At 73.5% G+C, this 14,876-nt stretch carries 15 protein-coding genes; 9 read left to right on the forward strand and 6 right to left on the reverse strand.

Features of this window, described 5'->3' with window-relative positions; translation table 11 throughout:
- Nucleotides 1-43: 43 nt before the first annotated feature.
- Nucleotides 44-820, forward strand: a complete 777-nt coding sequence (locus tag C8054_RS00415; protein ID WP_107154650.1) for an ABC transporter ATP-binding protein — start codon at nt 44-46, stop codon at nt 818-820.
- An 83-nt stretch (nt 821-903) separates the two neighbouring features.
- On the opposite strand, the gene C8054_RS00420 is transcribed toward C8054_RS00415, so the two are convergent.
- The 4 genes from C8054_RS00420 to C8054_RS00435 form a co-directional block, all read right to left on the reverse strand.
- Complete coding sequence (locus tag C8054_RS00420) at nt 904-1,662, reverse strand: VOC family protein (protein ID WP_107154651.1); 759 nt, start codon at nt 1,660-1,662, stop codon at nt 904-906.
- Nucleotides 1,663-1,756: 94 nt separating this feature from the next.
- Nucleotides 1,757-2,494 carry an ABC transporter permease gene (locus tag C8054_RS00425; RefSeq protein WP_107154652.1) on the reverse strand — a complete coding sequence of 246 codons (738 nt, stop codon included), beginning with the start codon at nt 2,492-2,494 and terminating at the stop codon, nt 1,757-1,759.
- A 9-nt stretch (nt 2,495-2,503) separates the two neighbouring features.
- The gene (locus tag C8054_RS00430; protein WP_107154653.1) at nt 2,504-3,391 is read right to left on the reverse strand and encodes an ABC transporter ATP-binding protein; all 888 of its coding nucleotides are present in this window, start codon (nt 3,389-3,391) and stop codon (nt 2,504-2,506) included.
- A 73-nt stretch (nt 3,392-3,464) separates the two neighbouring features.
- Nucleotides 3,465-5,537 carry an AAA family ATPase gene (locus C8054_RS00435; protein ID WP_107154654.1) on the reverse strand — a complete coding sequence of 691 codons (2,073 nt, stop codon included), beginning with the start codon at nt 5,535-5,537 and terminating at the stop codon, nt 3,465-3,467.
- A gap of 448 nt (nt 5,538-5,985) precedes the next feature.
- Here C8054_RS00435 and C8054_RS00440 point away from each other — a divergent pair, with 448 nt between their 5' ends.
- From C8054_RS00440 to C8054_RS00450, 3 genes are read left to right on the forward strand one after another with little or no spacing between them, the layout of a single operon-like run.
- On the forward strand, nt 5,986-6,567 hold the full coding sequence (locus C8054_RS00440) for a helix-turn-helix transcriptional regulator (protein ID WP_107154655.1): 582 nt from the start codon (nt 5,986-5,988) through the stop codon (nt 6,565-6,567).
- A 42-nt stretch (nt 6,568-6,609) separates the two neighbouring features.
- On the forward strand, nt 6,610-7,959 hold the full coding sequence (locus C8054_RS00445) for an MFS transporter (protein WP_107154656.1): 1,350 nt from the start codon (nt 6,610-6,612) through the stop codon (nt 7,957-7,959).
- Nucleotides 7,884-8,735, forward strand: a complete 852-nt coding sequence (locus tag C8054_RS00450) for a menaquinone biosynthetic enzyme MqnA/MqnD family protein (protein WP_107154657.1) — start codon at nt 7,884-7,886, stop codon at nt 8,733-8,735. Before C8054_RS00445 ends, C8054_RS00450 begins: the two co-directional genes overlap by 76 nt.
- 32 nt (nt 8,736-8,767) lie before the next feature.
- On the opposite strand, the gene C8054_RS00455 is transcribed toward C8054_RS00450, so the two are convergent.
- Complete coding sequence (locus C8054_RS00455; protein WP_107154658.1) at nt 8,768-9,703, reverse strand: hypothetical protein; 936 nt, start codon at nt 9,701-9,703, stop codon at nt 8,768-8,770.
- Nucleotides 9,703-10,695: a hypothetical protein gene (locus tag C8054_RS00460; RefSeq protein ID WP_107154659.1), complete on the reverse strand. Its 993-nt coding sequence runs from the start codon at nt 10,693-10,695 to the stop codon at nt 9,703-9,705. The genes C8054_RS00455 and C8054_RS00460 overlap by 1 nt, the downstream gene beginning before the upstream one ends.
- Nucleotides 10,696-11,063: 368 nt before the next feature.
- Between C8054_RS00460 and paaA the strand changes: the two genes are divergently transcribed.
- Genes paaA through paaE form a run of 5 tightly spaced genes read left to right on the forward strand, consistent with a single transcriptional unit; the run spans nt 11,064 to nt 14,845 of the window.
- Nucleotides 11,064-12,134 carry a 1,2-phenylacetyl-CoA epoxidase subunit PaaA gene (gene paaA / locus C8054_RS00465; protein ID WP_107154660.1) on the forward strand — a complete coding sequence of 357 codons (1,071 nt, stop codon included), beginning with the start codon at nt 11,064-11,066 and terminating at the stop codon, nt 12,132-12,134.
- Nucleotides 12,135-12,187: 53 nt separating this feature from the next.
- Nucleotides 12,188-12,475, forward strand: coding sequence for a 1,2-phenylacetyl-CoA epoxidase subunit PaaB (gene paaB, locus C8054_RS00470; RefSeq protein WP_107154926.1), 288 nt, complete (start codon nt 12,188-12,190; stop codon nt 12,473-12,475).
- A gap of 20 nt (nt 12,476-12,495) precedes the next feature.
- A complete protein-coding gene (gene paaC, locus C8054_RS00475; protein ID WP_233219429.1) occupies nt 12,496-13,257 on the forward strand; it encodes a 1,2-phenylacetyl-CoA epoxidase subunit PaaC in 762 nt (253 codons plus the stop codon).
- Nucleotides 13,251-13,727: a 1,2-phenylacetyl-CoA epoxidase subunit PaaD gene (paaD, locus tag C8054_RS00480; protein WP_107154927.1), complete on the forward strand. Its 477-nt coding sequence runs from the start codon at nt 13,251-13,253 to the stop codon at nt 13,725-13,727. The genes paaC and paaD overlap by 7 nt, the downstream gene beginning before the upstream one ends.
- Nucleotides 13,724-14,845 carry a 1,2-phenylacetyl-CoA epoxidase subunit PaaE gene (gene paaE / locus C8054_RS00485; RefSeq protein ID WP_107154662.1) on the forward strand — a complete coding sequence of 374 codons (1,122 nt, stop codon included), beginning with the start codon at nt 13,724-13,726 and terminating at the stop codon, nt 14,843-14,845. Before paaD ends, paaE begins: the two co-directional genes overlap by 4 nt.
- Nucleotides 14,846-14,876 lie beyond the last annotated feature (31 nt).

A 14,876-nucleotide genomic window follows, 5' to 3' on the forward strand; every position in this document is an offset into this window, starting at 1 on the left:
AGCCGGGTTTGCGAGCCCCGCGGTCGCACGCCGGGGGACCAGCGTGAGCACGGCGGTCGAGGTCCGGGACCTGCGGGTCGAGTTGGGCGGCAGTCCGGTCCTGGCCGGCGTCGACCTGACCGTCGCGGTGGGCGAGTGGGTCACCGTCATCGGCCCCAACGGCGCCGGCAAGTCGACGCTGCTGCGCGCCGTCGGCGGCCTGCTGCCCGCGCCGGACGCCGTCTCCCTCTTCGGTACGCCGATCCGCGCGCTGCGCCGTCGCGAGCGGGCCCGGGTGGTGGCCACCGTGGCGCAGTCGCCGGTGGTGCCGGCCGGCATGGCGGTCGTCGACTACGTGCTGCTCGGGCGCACGCCCCACATGCCGCCGCTGGGCCGGGAGTCCGCCGCCGACCTGACCGCCGTGCACGAGGTGCTGGACCGGCTCGACCTGAGCGGGTTCGGCCGCCGCGAGCTGGCCACCCTCTCCGGCGGGGAGCGGCAGCGGGTCTTCCTGGCCCGGGCGCTGGCCCAGGGCGCCACCCTGCTGCTGCTCGACGAGCCGACCAGCGCGTTGGACATCGGGCACCAGCAGGAGGTGCTGGAACTGGTCGACCAGCTCCGCCGCGAGCACGACCTGACAGTGCTCGCCACCATGCACGACCTCTCCATCGCCGGCGAGTACGCCGACCGTCTGGTGCTGCTCGCCGAGGGCCGGGTGGCCGCCGCCGGCCCACCCGCCGAGGTGCTCACCGAGGACCTGCTCGCCCGCCACTACCGCGCCCACGTCCGGGTCATCCCCGGCCCGCACGGCCCACACGTCGTCCCCCTCCGCCGGGGGTAAGGCGGGGGCCCTTCTTAACAGGTGGCGTTAAGAGGGGCCCCCGCCTCTACCAAATGCGTTAAGAAGGGCCCCCGCCTTACACCTCAGCGGAGGGTGGAGATGGAGAAGAGCGCGCCGTGGGGGTCGCGGAGGGCGGCGGAGCGGCCGGCCGGATTGTCCCGGGGCGGAACGAGGATGGTGCCGCCCAGTTCGGCGGCGCGGGCCGCGGTGGCGTCGGTGTCCTCCACCCCGAAGTAGACCGTCCAGTACGCCGGCAGGTCGGCGGGGAGCGGCTCGGCCGCCGGCAGCATGCCGGCGACGATGCGGGCGCCGCAGCGCCATCCGATGTAGGGGGCCGGCCCGGTCGACCGTTCCTCGGGATGCCAGCCGAAGACCAGCGCGTAGAACTCCCGGGCTCCCTCCGGATCCGGGGTGACCAGCTCGTTCCAGCACATCGCGCCGGGCGCGTTGAACAACTCCGCGCCGCGCATCGCCATCGGCTGCCAGACGCTGAACACCGCGCCGGCCGGGTCGGCGAGCACCGCCATCCGGCCCTGCGCGGCGACGTCGAACGGGGCGACGACCACCTGCCCGCCGGCCGCCGCGACCCGGGTGGCGACCAGGTCGGCGTCGTCCGTGGCTACGTACGTCGACCAGACCGGCACCTGGTCCGGCGTGGCCGGTGGGCCCACACCGGCGACCGCCTTGCCGTCCTTGAGGAAGACGGTGTAGCCGCCGGCGTCCGGCACTGTGGAGATCCGTCCGGTCCAGCCGAACAGTTGCGGGTAGAACCGTCTCGCGTCATCCAGTCCGGGGGTGGCCAGGTCGGTCCAGCAGGGTGTGCCGGGCTCGACGCCGTTCACGGTGACCCCTTCCGCCGGGGGTGGCCCCGCTGGCCCGCCCTGCCGGCATCGTGGCACCATCGGACCGGCCGCCGGGCCGGAACCGGACAAAACGTCAGCGGAAGCGGCGTCCCTCGTCCCGCCGGTACGCCCAGCCGGCGACCGCGGCGAGCGCCACCACCCAGACCACCAGCATCACCAGCGCCCGGGGGTCGGGCCGCCAGTCGGTGACCGCCGCCCACATCAGCTCCACCGCGCCCCGGGTCGGCAGGTAGGGGGCGACCGCCCGGACGAATCCGGGGGCCTGGTCCGGTGCGGAGAGCAGGCCACCGCCGAACGCCAGTGGGAAGAAGAGCACCTGGGCCACCACGATCGCCGCCTTGCTCGGCAACGAGTAGCCGATCGCGAGGCCGAGCAGCGTGAACGGCACCGAGATCACGGCGACCGCGGCGAGCCCGATCAGGAACTGCGCCACGGTGACCCGCGCCGCGGTGGCCACCGCCGCGATCACCACCACCGGCACCATCGACAGGTAGGTCAGCACCAGGCCGGCCAGGATCCGCCCGGCCAGGCGCGGCGCCGGCCCGGCCGGCAGGGTCCGGGTGTACGGGTTCCAGGGCTGGTCGCGGTCCTCGGCGACGCCCACGCCGTACTGGAAGATGTTGGCGCTCATGGTCGCGAACGTGACCATGGCGGCGGTGGCGTAGGTGGCGCCGGTGGGATCGTCGCCGGCGAACGGCACCACGAAGAAGAGCATCGCGGCGGCGGGGAAGAACGCGCTGCCCACCACCGCCACCGGGATCCGGATGATCTCCAGGAGCTGGTAGCGGGCGTGGACCAGGGCGAGCGGCACGGTGGTCTCCTAGGCGGGGGTGGGCGCGGGCCGGGCGTCGGCCGTGATGGCGAGGAACGCCTCCTCCAGCGAGGTGGGGCGGACCTCCAGGTCGCGGAACGCCACGCCGGCGGTGACCAGGTCGCGGACGAGCTGGTCGGCGTCGGTGGTGAGCAGGTGGACCCGCCCGTCGACGCGTTCGGTGGCGACCACCCCGGGCAGCGCCGGCAGGTCGTCGGCGACCAGGCTGACCCGGCGTACGCCGACGATGCCCCGGATCGCCGCCACCGAGTCGTCGGCGAGCACCCGACCCTGGCCGATCACCATCACCCGCTGGGCGAGCGCCTCCACCTCCTCCAGGTAGTGGCTGCTCAGCAGCACCGTGCCGCCGTCGGCGTGGAAGCCGCGGATCGCGTCCCAGAGCGCGTGCCGTGCTTCCACGTCGAGCCCGGTGGTGGGCTCGTCCAGCACCACCAGCCGGGGCCGGCCGACGAACGCCAGCGCCACGGCCAGCCGCCGGCGTTGCCCGCCGGAGAGGCCGCCGGTCTGCCGCCGCACCTGGTCGGCGAGGCCGAACCGGTCGAGCAGCTCACCCCGGGGCACCGGGTCGGGGAAGTGCGCGGAGACGAAGTCGACCACCTCGCCGACCCGCAGCGTGCCGGGCAGGCCGGTCTCCTGCGGGGTCACCCCGAGCTGCCGCCGGCTCGCCGGGTCGCGTGGGTCACCGCCGAGCAGCTCGACCCGGCCGGCGGTCGGACGGCGCAGCCCCACCAGCAGGTTGATCAGGGTGCTCTTGCCGGCGCCGTTCGGGCCGAGCAGGCCGACCAGTTCCCCGGCCCGGACGGTCAGGTCGACCCGGTCCAGCGCCAGCACCTCGCCGTAGCGGCGGCTGACCTGTTCGGCGCGGGCCAGGATCATCACAGGCTCCTCGGGCGGGGGACGGTCCTTCCCTGTGTACCGCGTCGGTGCCAGCCGGGTTGCCCCGGGCCGGTCAGCCGGCCAGCGGGGCGGGCAGCGGGGCGCGGTGCAGCACCGCCAGCCCGGAGACCGCCCGGGTCAGCACCACGTAGAGGCGGTGCAGGCCGCGCGGCTCGGCCGCCACGATCGCGGCCGGTTCGACGACCACCACGTGGTCGTACTCCAGGCCCTTGACCAGCGTCGCCGGGACGACTGTGACGCGCGCCGCGGCCTCGACGTCGTCGGCGGTCGCGGTCTCGACACCGGCGGCGTCGAGCGCCGCGCGGAGCCGGTCCACCGTGTCGTCGGCGGCGATCACGCCGACCGAGCCGTCGTGCGCCAGCGCCGCCCGCACCTCGGCCACCGTCGCGGCGGTCAGGTCCTCGACGGTACGCACATCGAGCGCCCCGTCGTGGCGCAGCGACCGGGCCGGGGGTACGTCGACGGCGAGCGCGGGCAACAGCCGGTTCGCGAACGCCACCACGGCGGCCGGCACCCGGAAGCCGACGCTCAGCGGCACCACCGCGGCGTCCGGCTTGCCCAGGTGGGCCAGGGACTCCCGCCAGTCGGTCGCGGCCCAGGGCGCGGTGCCCTGCGCCAGGTCGCCGAGGAGCGTGATGGAGCCGTGTTCGCTGCGGCGGGCGATGGCCCGGCACTGCATCGGCGAGAGGTCCTGCGCCTCGTCGACCACCACGTGACCGAACCCGGCGGGTCGCTCCAGCAGCCCGGCGACCTCGTCGAGGAGGACCGCGTCGGCGGCGGTCCACCGGGTCGCCTTCGCGGTGCGTCCGACCTTGCCGGCGCGGAACAGCTCCTGCTCGTCGGCGTCGAGCAGCCCGTCGGCGGCGGCGGCGAGCGCTTCGGTGTCGGTCCGCAGCCGGTGCAGCAGCCCGTCCGGGGTGAGCGCCGGCCAGACCGCGTCGAGCAGGTCGGTGACCGGCTTGATCCGGCTCATCCGGCGCAGCCAGGCGTCGGACGGCGACTCGGCGCGGCGGGCCTCGGCCTGGCGTTGCAGCAGCCCCACCACCCGGGCCCGGACCCGGTCCCGGCCGGTGGCGTAGGGCAGCCCCTCCTGCCGCGTCTCGGTGACCAGGCGGTGCAGCGGGTCGAGCCCGATCCGCCAGCGGTACGAGCCGTCCGAGACCATGATCGGCTCGGTGGGCGTACCGATGTGGGCCTCGACGGCGCGACGCAGCACCTCGGCCATCCGGATGTCGTGCTTGAGCGCGGCGGCGGCCGGGTCGTCGACCGCGCGGACCGGCACCCGGGCGACCAGGTCCTCGACGGTGGCCTGCTCGACCTCGACCTCCCCGAGCGCCGGCAGCACCGCCGCGATGTACGACAGGAACGCCCGGTTCGGCCCGACGATCAGCACACCCGAGCGGCGCAGTCGTTCCCGGTGCAGGTAGAGCAGGTACGCGGCGCGGTGCAGCCCGACCGCGGTCTTCCCGGTGCCCGGCGCGCCCTGCACGCAGATCGAGTCGGCCAGGTCGGCCCGGACCAGCTCGTCCTGCTCGGGCTGGATGGTGGCGACGATGTCCCGCATCGGGCCGACGCGGGGGCGTTCGATCTCGGCGGTGAGGATGCGGCTGGCCGTGCCGAGTTCCTCGCCCCGGTCGAGGTGTTCGTCCTCGAAGCTGGTCAGCACGCCGGCGCTGAAGCCGAACCGGCGGCGCACGGCGACGCCCTGCGGGTCGCGGGCGCTGGCCCGGTAGAACGATCGGGACACGGGGGCCCGCCAGTCGAGCACCAGCGGTTCACCCAGGTCGTCGGTGACGTGGCGCCGACCGACGTGGTAGTTCCGCCCGGCGTGGTCCGGGTCCGTCTCCCCGCCAGGCGGGCTGTCGGCGGGCCCGCCGAAGTCCAGCCGGCCGAAGAAGAGCGGGGTGGTCGGGTCGTCGGCCAGCTCCTTGACCCGCCGGGCCATGTGCCGGCCGAGCTGTTCGGCGGTGTACGCGTCGCCGGCCACCTTGTCGCCGGTGGCGAACAGGGACTCGGCGCGCTCCCGCATCCGGCGCAGCGCGGCGCGGGAGGTGTCCAGGTGGGCCCGTTCGGCGACGAGTTCGTCGTCGAGCGGGGTGGTGGCGGTCAGTTCCGGTGCGGGCACTGTGAACTCCCAGGGCTCAACATGATGCTCGCTCGCGTGTCCGGGGGCGGTTGGCCTGCTCCCGGCGCGGGGACGTCCGCTGCGGTGCATGCTCACCGCGGCCGTCGGGCGGTCATCCACTATAAGGAACTGCCAGGGGCGTGCGATAGCCGTTTGCGTTGTCACGGAACGTGTTCGTCTGCTCGACCCCTGGAGGTGTGGCTGCGGTGCCTTTGCTCTGCAGCCGCCGACGCATCACTGCCTTGAGCTGGGGTGATGGCCCGACCTTCGGGCGGCAGGCGCGAGCGGCCCGGTTGCTCCGTGTGCCCGCTGCGTCCATGGGTGCAGAGCAAAGGGCACCCGACGTGGAGGTCCACCGCCCGAGTCGTCGCGCTGTCGCCGCCACCGAGCGCGCCGTCCGGGCCTCACCTCCCGCGCCCGTCGTCGGCCGACGCGGGATCATGGGGGCATGACCGAGGCGCGTCCCGAACAGCACCGGGTGAGGATCAGCGACCCGCAGGTGATGCGAGCGCTCGCCCATCCGGCCCGCATGGCGATCATCGAACATCTCAGCGCGGTGGAGGGCGGCGCGACCGCCACCGAGTGCGCCGAGATCGCCGGGTTGTCGCCGAGCGCGACCAGCTACCACCTGCGCGAGCTGGCGAAGTTCGGCCTGGTTCAACAGGCGCCGGGCCGCGGTGACGCGCGGGAGCGGGTGTGGCAGGCGGTGAACCCGTCGTACTCCGTCGAGGCGGCGCCGGACGCCGACCCGGACACGCGTGCCGCCGAGGCAGCGCTGGTCGAGGCGCACCTGGTCCGGGACGCCCAGCGGGTCCGGGACTGGATGCGCCGCGCGCCGGACGAGCCGCGCGAGTGGTACGAGGCGACCTGGCTCAGCGACAGCGTGCTGCTGCTGACCGCGGAGGAGTTGGTCGAGCTGAACGAGGCGGTCCGGGCACTCACGTCTCGGTACCGGCAACGGAACCGGACCGAACCGCCGGTGGGGGCGCGCAAGGTGGCGGTGCAGTACCGGGCGATGCCGATCGACTGATCGGGGTTGCGCGCACCGGTTGTGAAGGATTATTTTCGAAGTATGTCCTTCACAACTGGTGGGTCGCGCTGGCCGGACGTCTGGCTCGCCGCCACCGCCCGAGGCATCTCCAGCTGCGGGGACTTCCTCGCCGCCACCGCGCTGACGCTCGCGCTCCAGTCCGCCGGCGGGGGCGGCCTCGCCGTCTCCGGGCTGCTGCTCGCCGCGACGCTGCCGCTCGTCGCGCTCGCCCCGCTGACCGGGCGCCTCGCCGACCGGGTGGACAGCCGGACCCTGCTGATCGTCGCCGGCCTGGCCCAGTCCGCGATCTGCGCGGCGCTGGCGTACGCGACGGCACCGGCCCTGGTCCTCACGCTGGTGGCGCTGCTGGCGACCGGGCTCGCGGTCACCCAACCGGTGCTCGCCGCGCTGGTGCCGGTCATGGTCCGGGCCGAGGACCTGCCCCGGGCCGGCGCGCTCAACCAGACCGCCGGCACGCTGGGCGCGCTCGCCGGGCCCGCGCTGGCCGGGTTGCTCGTCGGGCAGTTCGGCACCCGGGTGCCGCTGCTCGTGGACGCGGTCAGCTACCTCGCGCTGGTGGTGGCCGCGCTGCTCATCCGTACCCGACGGGGTCGCCGGGCCACGGCGGCGGCCGGCGTCGCCGCGCCCACGCCCGCCTGGCGGCTGCGTCGCGACCCGATGCTGCTGGTCATGGTCGGCAGCGTGGCAGCGGTGGTCGGCGCGGTGGGGGCGATCAACGTGATCGAGGTCTTCTTCATCCGGGAGACGCTGAACAGCTCCACCACCGTGTACGGCCTGGTCACCGGCGCCTGGACGGCCGGCATCGTGCTCGGCGCCTGGCTGTTCGCCCGGGTCGCCCGCCGGCTCGCGGACGACGGCGCGCTGCTCGGGGCCGGGCTGCTGCTGCTCGGCGGCTGCTGCCTGGCGGTGCTCGTCTCGGCGGCGGTGCCGTCGGCGTGGCTGCTCGTGCCGATCTGGCTGGTGGGGGGCACCGCAAACGGCGGCGACAACGTCTTCAACAACCTGCTGCTGGCCCGCCGGGTGCCGGAGGCGGCCCGGGGGCGCGCGTTCGCGGTGTTCGGGGCGGCGGTGCAGGGTGCCGCGATGGGCGGCTACCTGGTCGGCGGCCTGCTGCTGGCGGTGGCCGACCCCCGGCCGCTGGTCGTCGGCTGCGGGGTGGTCGGCCTGCTGGTCGTGGCGGCGCTGGCCGGGCCGGTCCGCCGCGCGGCACGCGCCGAGCGCGCCGCGGTGGGGGATGGGCCACTCCCGGGGCTCCCTGCGGGGCGGGGCGGCGATGACGGGGATACGGTCGGGTCATGGCCGACCGCATCGCCCGCCCCCGGGTGGGGCACATCCAGTTCCTCAACTGCCTCCCGATCTACTGGGGGCTGATGCGGTCCGGCGCGCTGCTCGACGTCGACCTGCACAAGGACTCACCGGACCGACTGAGCGCCGACCTGGTCCGGGGCGACCTCGACATCGGCCCGATCACGCTCGTGGAGTTCCTGAAGCACGCCGACGAACTGCTGCTCCTGCCCGACCTGGCGGTCGGCAGCGACGGTCCGGTGCTCTCGGTCAACATGGTCTCCACCCGGCCGCTGACCGAGCTGGACGGCGGCAAGGTGGCGTTGGGGTCCACCTCGCGTACCGGGGTGCTGCTGGCCCAGGTGCTGCTCGCCGAGCGGTACGGGGTGCGTCCGGAGTATTTCCGCTGCCCGCCCGACCTGACCCAGATGCTGCTGGAGGCCGACGCCGGCGTGCTGATCGGCGACGTGGCGCTGCGCGCCCTCTACGAGGCGCCCGGCAAGGGCCTCGCGGTGACCGACCTCGGGCAGGCGTGGCACGAGTGGACCGGAATGCCGATGGTGTTCGCCGTCTGGGCGGTCCGCCGCGACTTCGCCGCCGCCCACCCGGGGCTGGTCAAGGAGGTGCACGAGGCGTTCCTGCGCTCGCGTGACCTGTGCCTGGCCGAGCTGGACCAGGTGGCCGAGGCGGCGGCCCGCTGGGAGCCGTTCGACGCGGCGACGCTGGCGACCTACTTCCGCACGCTCGACTTCTCGCTGGGCGAGCGACAGGTGGCCGGGCTGCGCGAGTTCGCCCGCCGCGCCGCCGCGTACGGGGAGGTGCCGGCGCTGCCGCCGGGCGGCCCGGAGTTCTTCCACCGCTGACCGGGGCGGCGGTCAGCGCCGTCGCGCCGGGATCAGGTCGGCTCGCGCAGCAGCGCCTCGGTGATCTGCTCGCACGCCTTCATGCCGTAGTCCCACCCGCCGACGCTGAACGGGCTCTTGACCATCACGCCCATCGTCCAGGTGTCGCCGATCGCCAGGCAGTTGACGTGGTACTCCTGTTCCTTCTGCCGGTCGATCCAGCCGTTCTTGATGGCGATCTTCTTCTGCTCGGCGGCCGGGAACGCCTTGCGGATGCCGAAGTCGCCGGAGCCGCGCACCAGGCGCATCTCGTTGAGCAGCCACTTGGTCCACTTCGGCCCGGCCGCCCGGCCGTCGTCGATGCAGAGGCCGAGCCGGGCGGTGTCCCGCGGGGACAGCAGCGTCCGGCTCCAGCCGCCGTCGGCGGCGACCTTGCTGTCGGTCAGCTTGCAGATCGAGATCAGCCGCTTGATCGAGGCGGCGCTGCCCACGCTCTCGTAGAACTGTTGGGCGCGGGTGTTGTCGCTGTCGCGGATGATGCGCGTGGCGTCGTCGAGCTTGGCGTCGCTCGGGGTCTTTCCCGCCTCGGCGCTGCGGCGCAGGTAGTCGGCGACCACCCAGGACTTGATCAGGGACGCGGTGGTGCTGGTCTCGCCCATGTTCTTCGAGCCGATGATCTGTCCGGTCCGCTTGTCCAGCACAGACCAGGCGTACCAGCCCTTGAGGTCGAGGTCGTCGAGGTTTCTGGCCTGGAACGGCAGCGGCTCCAGCGACGCCGACGGGGCTGGCGCCGGCCGGTCGTTACGGTCAGTGGGCTGTGTGGTGGATCGCTCACCCGCCACGTCGGGGTGCGTGGCGGCGGTCGGCCGCAGTGGTGAGCCGGGGACCAGCCGGAGCGAGAGGACCAGCAGGCCGACCAGGGCGACCGCCACCGCGCTGAACGCCAGCGGGCGGCGGTGACTGCCGGGCCGTCGCCGGGCGCCGGCCATCAGAGCTTCCCGATCGGCTGCTGCGGCACCTTGAGCGCGGCGCCGGGCTGCGGGGTGACGAGCTGCGTGGCGACGCTCGCGCAGAGCTTCGAGCCGTACGAGAGGCCGACGGCACCCGGGTAGCGCATCATCACCGCGAGGCTCCACTTGTCGGTGACCGCCAGGCAGTTGACGTGCCAGTTGCCGTCGTAGGCGAGCCGGGTCCAGCCGTTCTTGATGCTCACCGGGCCCTGGGCCTTGATCGAGGCGGGCAGGCCGTCGATGATGCCCCACTTGCCGCCGCCGGACTTCTCCTGCTGGCTCTTGATGCTGCCCCGGACGTTGGCCATCTCGTTCATGACCCACTTTGTCCACTTCGGCCCGGCGGCCTTGCCGTCGGCGATGCAGTCGCCGAGCCGGACCGCGTCCCGGGGGGACATCTCGGTGAAGCTCCACCAACCCAGGTACGCGGGCACGCTGCCGGCCCTGGTGTCGGTCAGCCCGCAGATCTTGACGGCGCGCTGGAGCACCGGGTTCAGCTTGTTGCCCGGCTGCTTCTGGTAGGAGCCGCCGGCCGCCCGGTAGACCCGGTTCGCCCCGTCGTCGTTGCTGTCCCGGATGGCCACACTCGCCGCCTTCTTGAGATCGGCGGGGGGTTCCTTGTCGCCGAGCTGGCGCAGGTAGTCGGCGACGATCCAGGTCTTGAGCATCGACTCGGTGGAGCTGGTCCGGTTCATGTTCTTCGCGCCGGTGACGGTGCCGGTCGTGCGGTCCATCAGCGCCCAGGAGAAGAAGTCGCCCCGGAAATCCACCGAGACCGGGGCGTCGGCCAGCGTCGGGGACGGGGGCGCGCTCGGGGCGGGCGCCGGCACCTGCTCGGCGCCGCCGCCAAAGCCGCCGAGGCTGCTCGGGCCGTCTGAGCCGGAGAGCTGGGCGTACGCGGCGGGCACCAGCATGCCGCCGCCGACGAGCACTGCCACGACGGCGAGCACCATGGTCACGCGAGGTCGCATGAGTGGGTGAACTCCAGATGTATGGCCGGGGGGACCGGCTTCCGCATGTGTTCGGCCCGATCACCACGAGGCCGGGGGACGGTGGCCTGAAGGTGGCGATCAACGGCAGCCGATCGGTGTGCCGGGGGAAGTCTACTTCCGGACTGGCATTCCGCCAGATCCCGACACCCGGCGACTCGCCGGGTGGGCGGGATATTGAGCAGATATGCGGCTCCTGGGAGGTTTCATTTCCGGCAAGTGGTCGACGTCACAAACGTTTTCCCAGCTCAGGGGCGACCACCCTCGGCTGCCGCGTGGCCACCGGAGGTGATGGCGGAATCCTGTTACACCCTCTGGTGTCGCGCGTCGCGAGCTGTAACACTGGCCTCATGTATGGCAACGACTTCGCCCCGCCCGAGGACGCTCCGGGCGGCGGCCTGCTCGGCGAGGTGGAAGCCGCGGAGGCGGCGCTGCGCGAGGCCGCGGCGCGGGCCCGCCGGGGCGGCCCCGGGCCGGACGAGGACTTCGAGGCGTACTTCGCCGACGTGATCGACGCCGACCAGAAGATCGAACCCCGGGACTGGATGCCCGAGGCGTACCGGAAGACGCTGATCCGGCAGATCGCCCAGCACGCCCACTCCGAGATCATCGGCATGCAGCCGGAGGGGAACTGGATCAGCCGGGCCCCCTCGCTCAAGCGCAAGGCCATCCTGCTGGCCAAGGTGCAGGACGAGGCCGGCCACGGGCTCTACCTGTACGCGGCGGCCGAGACGCTCGGCATCAGCCGCGACGAGCTGGTGGAGCTGCTGCTCGACGGCCGGCAGAAGTACAGCTCGATCTTCAACTACCCGACGCTGACCTGGGCCGACGTGGGCGCCATCGGCTGGCTGGTGGACGGCGCGGCGATCGTCAACCAGGTGCCGCTGTGCCGGTGCTCCTACGGCCCGTACGCCCGCGCCATGATCCGGGTCTGCAAGGAGGAGTCGTTCCACCAGCGCCAGGGCTACGAGATCCTGCACACGCTGGCACACGGCACCGGAGCCCAGAAGGCGATGGCCCAGGACGCGCTCGACCGCTGGTGGTACCCGTCACTGGCGATGTTCGGCCCACCGGACGGCGATTCCACGCACAGCGCGCAGTCCATGGCCTGGAAGATCAAGCGCTTCTCCAACGACGAGCTGCGTCAGCGCTTCGTCGACATGTGCGTCGGCCAGGCGGAGGTGCTCGGCCTGACCATCCCCGACCCGGGCCTGCGCTGGAACGACGAGCGGCAGGCGTACGACTACACCCAGCCCGACTACGCCGAGCTGATGCGGGTCATCAAGGGCGACGGGCCGTGCAACCGGGAGCGGATGGCGCACCGGCAGCGGGCCCACGCCGACGGCGCGTGGGTACGGGAGGCCGCCGTGGCGTACGCCGCGAAGCGGGCCGACAGGAAGAAGGAGAAGGTCGCGGCATGAGCGAACGCACCGAGCGGAGCGAGGGCCGTGAGGGCATGCCCGGTCAGCACGGCATGAGCACCGAACTCACCCCGCTGTGGGAGGTCTTCGTGCGGGCCCGACGCGGCCTGTCGCACACCCACGTCGGCAGCCTGCACGCCCCCGACGCCGAGTTGGCGCTGCGCAACGCCCGCGACCTCTACACCCGCCGGCAGGAGGGCGTCTCGATCTGGGTGGTGCCGGCCGGCGCGATCACCGCGTCCAGCCCGGACGAGAAGGACGCGTTCTTCGACCCGGCGGCCGACAAGGTCTACCGCCACCCGACGTTCTACGAGGTGCCGGACGGGGTGGCCCACCTGTGAGCGCGAGGAGTGAGCCGGTGTTGCGAGCCCCGCAGTCGCGAACGGAAGGCGGCCCGGTGAGCGGCGTCTTCGACTTCACGCTCGCCCTCGGCGACGACGCGCTGATCGCCGCGCAGCGGCTCGGCGAGTGGACCACCCGCGCGCCGGAGATGGAAGAGGACATCGCGCTGGCCAACATCGCCCTCGACCAGTTGGGCGCGGCCCGGCTGCTGCTCACGTACGCGGGCGAGCTGGAGGGCGCCGGCCGGGACGAGGACGACCTGGCCTTCCTGCGCGACGACCGGGAGTTCCGCAACTGCCTGCTGGTCGAGCTGCCCAACGGCGACTTCGGCGTGACCATGGCGAAGCTGTTCTTCCTGGCCGCCTGGCAGCTCCCGCTCTACACCGCGCTGGCCGGCGGCGGCGACGACCGGCTGGCCGCGATCGGCGCGAAGGCGCGCAAGGAGTCGGCGTACCACCTGGACCACGCCTCGCTCTGGGTGAAGCGGCTCGGCGACGGCACCGACGAGTCGCACCGTCGCATGCAGGACGCGGTCGACCAGGTCTGGCCGTACGTCCACGAGCTGTTCACCAGCGACCCGGCGGCGCCGGTCGACCCGGCCACGCTGCGGGCCGACTTCGACGCCACCGTGGCCGCGGTGCTGGACGAGGCCACGCTGACCCGGCCGGAGACGCGCTGGACGCCCGGCGGGGGCCGGGACGGCGTGCACACCGAGCAACTGTCCTACCTGTTGGCCGAGATGCAGGTGCTGCACCGCGCCCACCCCGGAGCAAGCTGGTGAATGCGCGGGCGGCCGTGGCGGCGGTGGTGGATCCGGAGATCCGGGTCGTCACCATCGACGAGCTGGGCATCCTGCGCGCGGTCGAGGAGGAGCCGGCCACCGGCCGGGTCGTCGTCACCATCACCCCCACCTACACCGGCTGCCCGGCGATGGACGTGATCCGCGCGGACATCCGCCGCGCGCTCGCCGCCGCCGGCCATCCGGACGCCGAGGTCCGCACCGTCTACGCGCCGGCCTGGTCCACCGACTGGATCTCCGACGCGGGCCGGGCCAAACTGGCCGCCGCCGGCATCGCCCCGCCCGCCCGGCGCGGCGACGACACGGTGGTGCCGCTGACCCTGGCGGTCCGCTGCCCGCGCTGCGGATCACCGGAGACCACGCAGGTCAGCCGGTTCGGCTCCACCGCCTGCAAGGCGCTGTGGCGCTGCCGCTCCTGTGCCGAACCCTTCGACCACCTGAAGGCGCTGTGACTGTCACCATCACCCGGCCGGTCCGCCGTCGGCCGGTCTTCCACCCGCTGCCGGTCGCCGCCGTCGACCGGCTCACCGACGACTCCGTGTCGATCACCTTCGCGGTGCCGGAGGAGCTGCGGGAGACGTTCGCGTTCTCCGCCGGGCAGCACCTCACGGTCCGCCGCCCGGCCGTCGCCGACGACCCGGAGTCCGGCCAGGCGCGACGGTCGTACTCGATCTGCTCCACCCCGGACGAGCTGGCCCGGCACGGCCGGTTGCGGATCGGGGTGCGCGAGGTCCCGGGCGGGGCGTTCTCCGGGTATGCCTGCGGCGCGCTGCGCGACGGGGACACCGTCGAGGTGCTGCCGCCGCTCGGGCACTTCACCTCCGCGTTCGCGCCGGACCGGGTCCGCCGGTACGGCGCGGTGGTCGCCGGTTCCGGCATCACGCCGGTGCTCGGCCTGGTCGCGACCGCGCTGGCCGTCGAGCCGCGGAGCACGTTCACCCTGGTGTACGGCAACCGCACGGCGAACACGGTGATGTTCGCCGAGGAACTGGCCGACCTGAAGGACCGCTACCCGACCCGGCTGCACCTGGTGCACGTGCTCAGCCGCGAGATGGGCGAGTCGGCGCTGCTGTCCGGGCGGGTCGACGCGGACCGGCTGAACCGGCTGCTGGACACCGTGGTGCCGGGCGACCGGATCGAGGAGTGGTTCCTCTGCGGCCCGTACGGCATGGTGGTGGACGCCAAGGCGGTGCTGGCCGGGCGCGGCGTACCCGACGCGGCGGTGCACACCGAGCTGTTCCACGTGGACGCCCCGCCGGAGCCGGTGCGCCGTCCGGTCGAGCAGCCGGACGCGGGCGCCGAGGTGACGATCGTGCTGGACGGGCGCTCGTCGAGTTTCACCATGGGCCGGGACGAGCGGGTGCTGGACGCCGCGCTCCGGGTGCGGGGCGAGCTGCCGTACGCGTGCAAGGGCGGAGTCTGCTCGACCTGCCGGGCCCGGGTCACCTCCGGTGCGGTGACGATGGCCCGCAACTATGCGCTGGAGCCGGACGAGGTGGCCGCCGGCTACGTCCTGACCTGCCAGTCCAGCCCGGTGAGCGAGCAGCTGACGGTCGACTACGACGCGTGACGGGGCAGTGGGTTCGCCGCTGACGCCGTAG

The organism is Micromonospora sp. RP3T (genome assembly GCF_003027925.1).
Taxonomy (GTDB): domain Bacteria; phylum Actinomycetota; class Actinomycetes; order Mycobacteriales; family Micromonosporaceae; genus Micromonospora.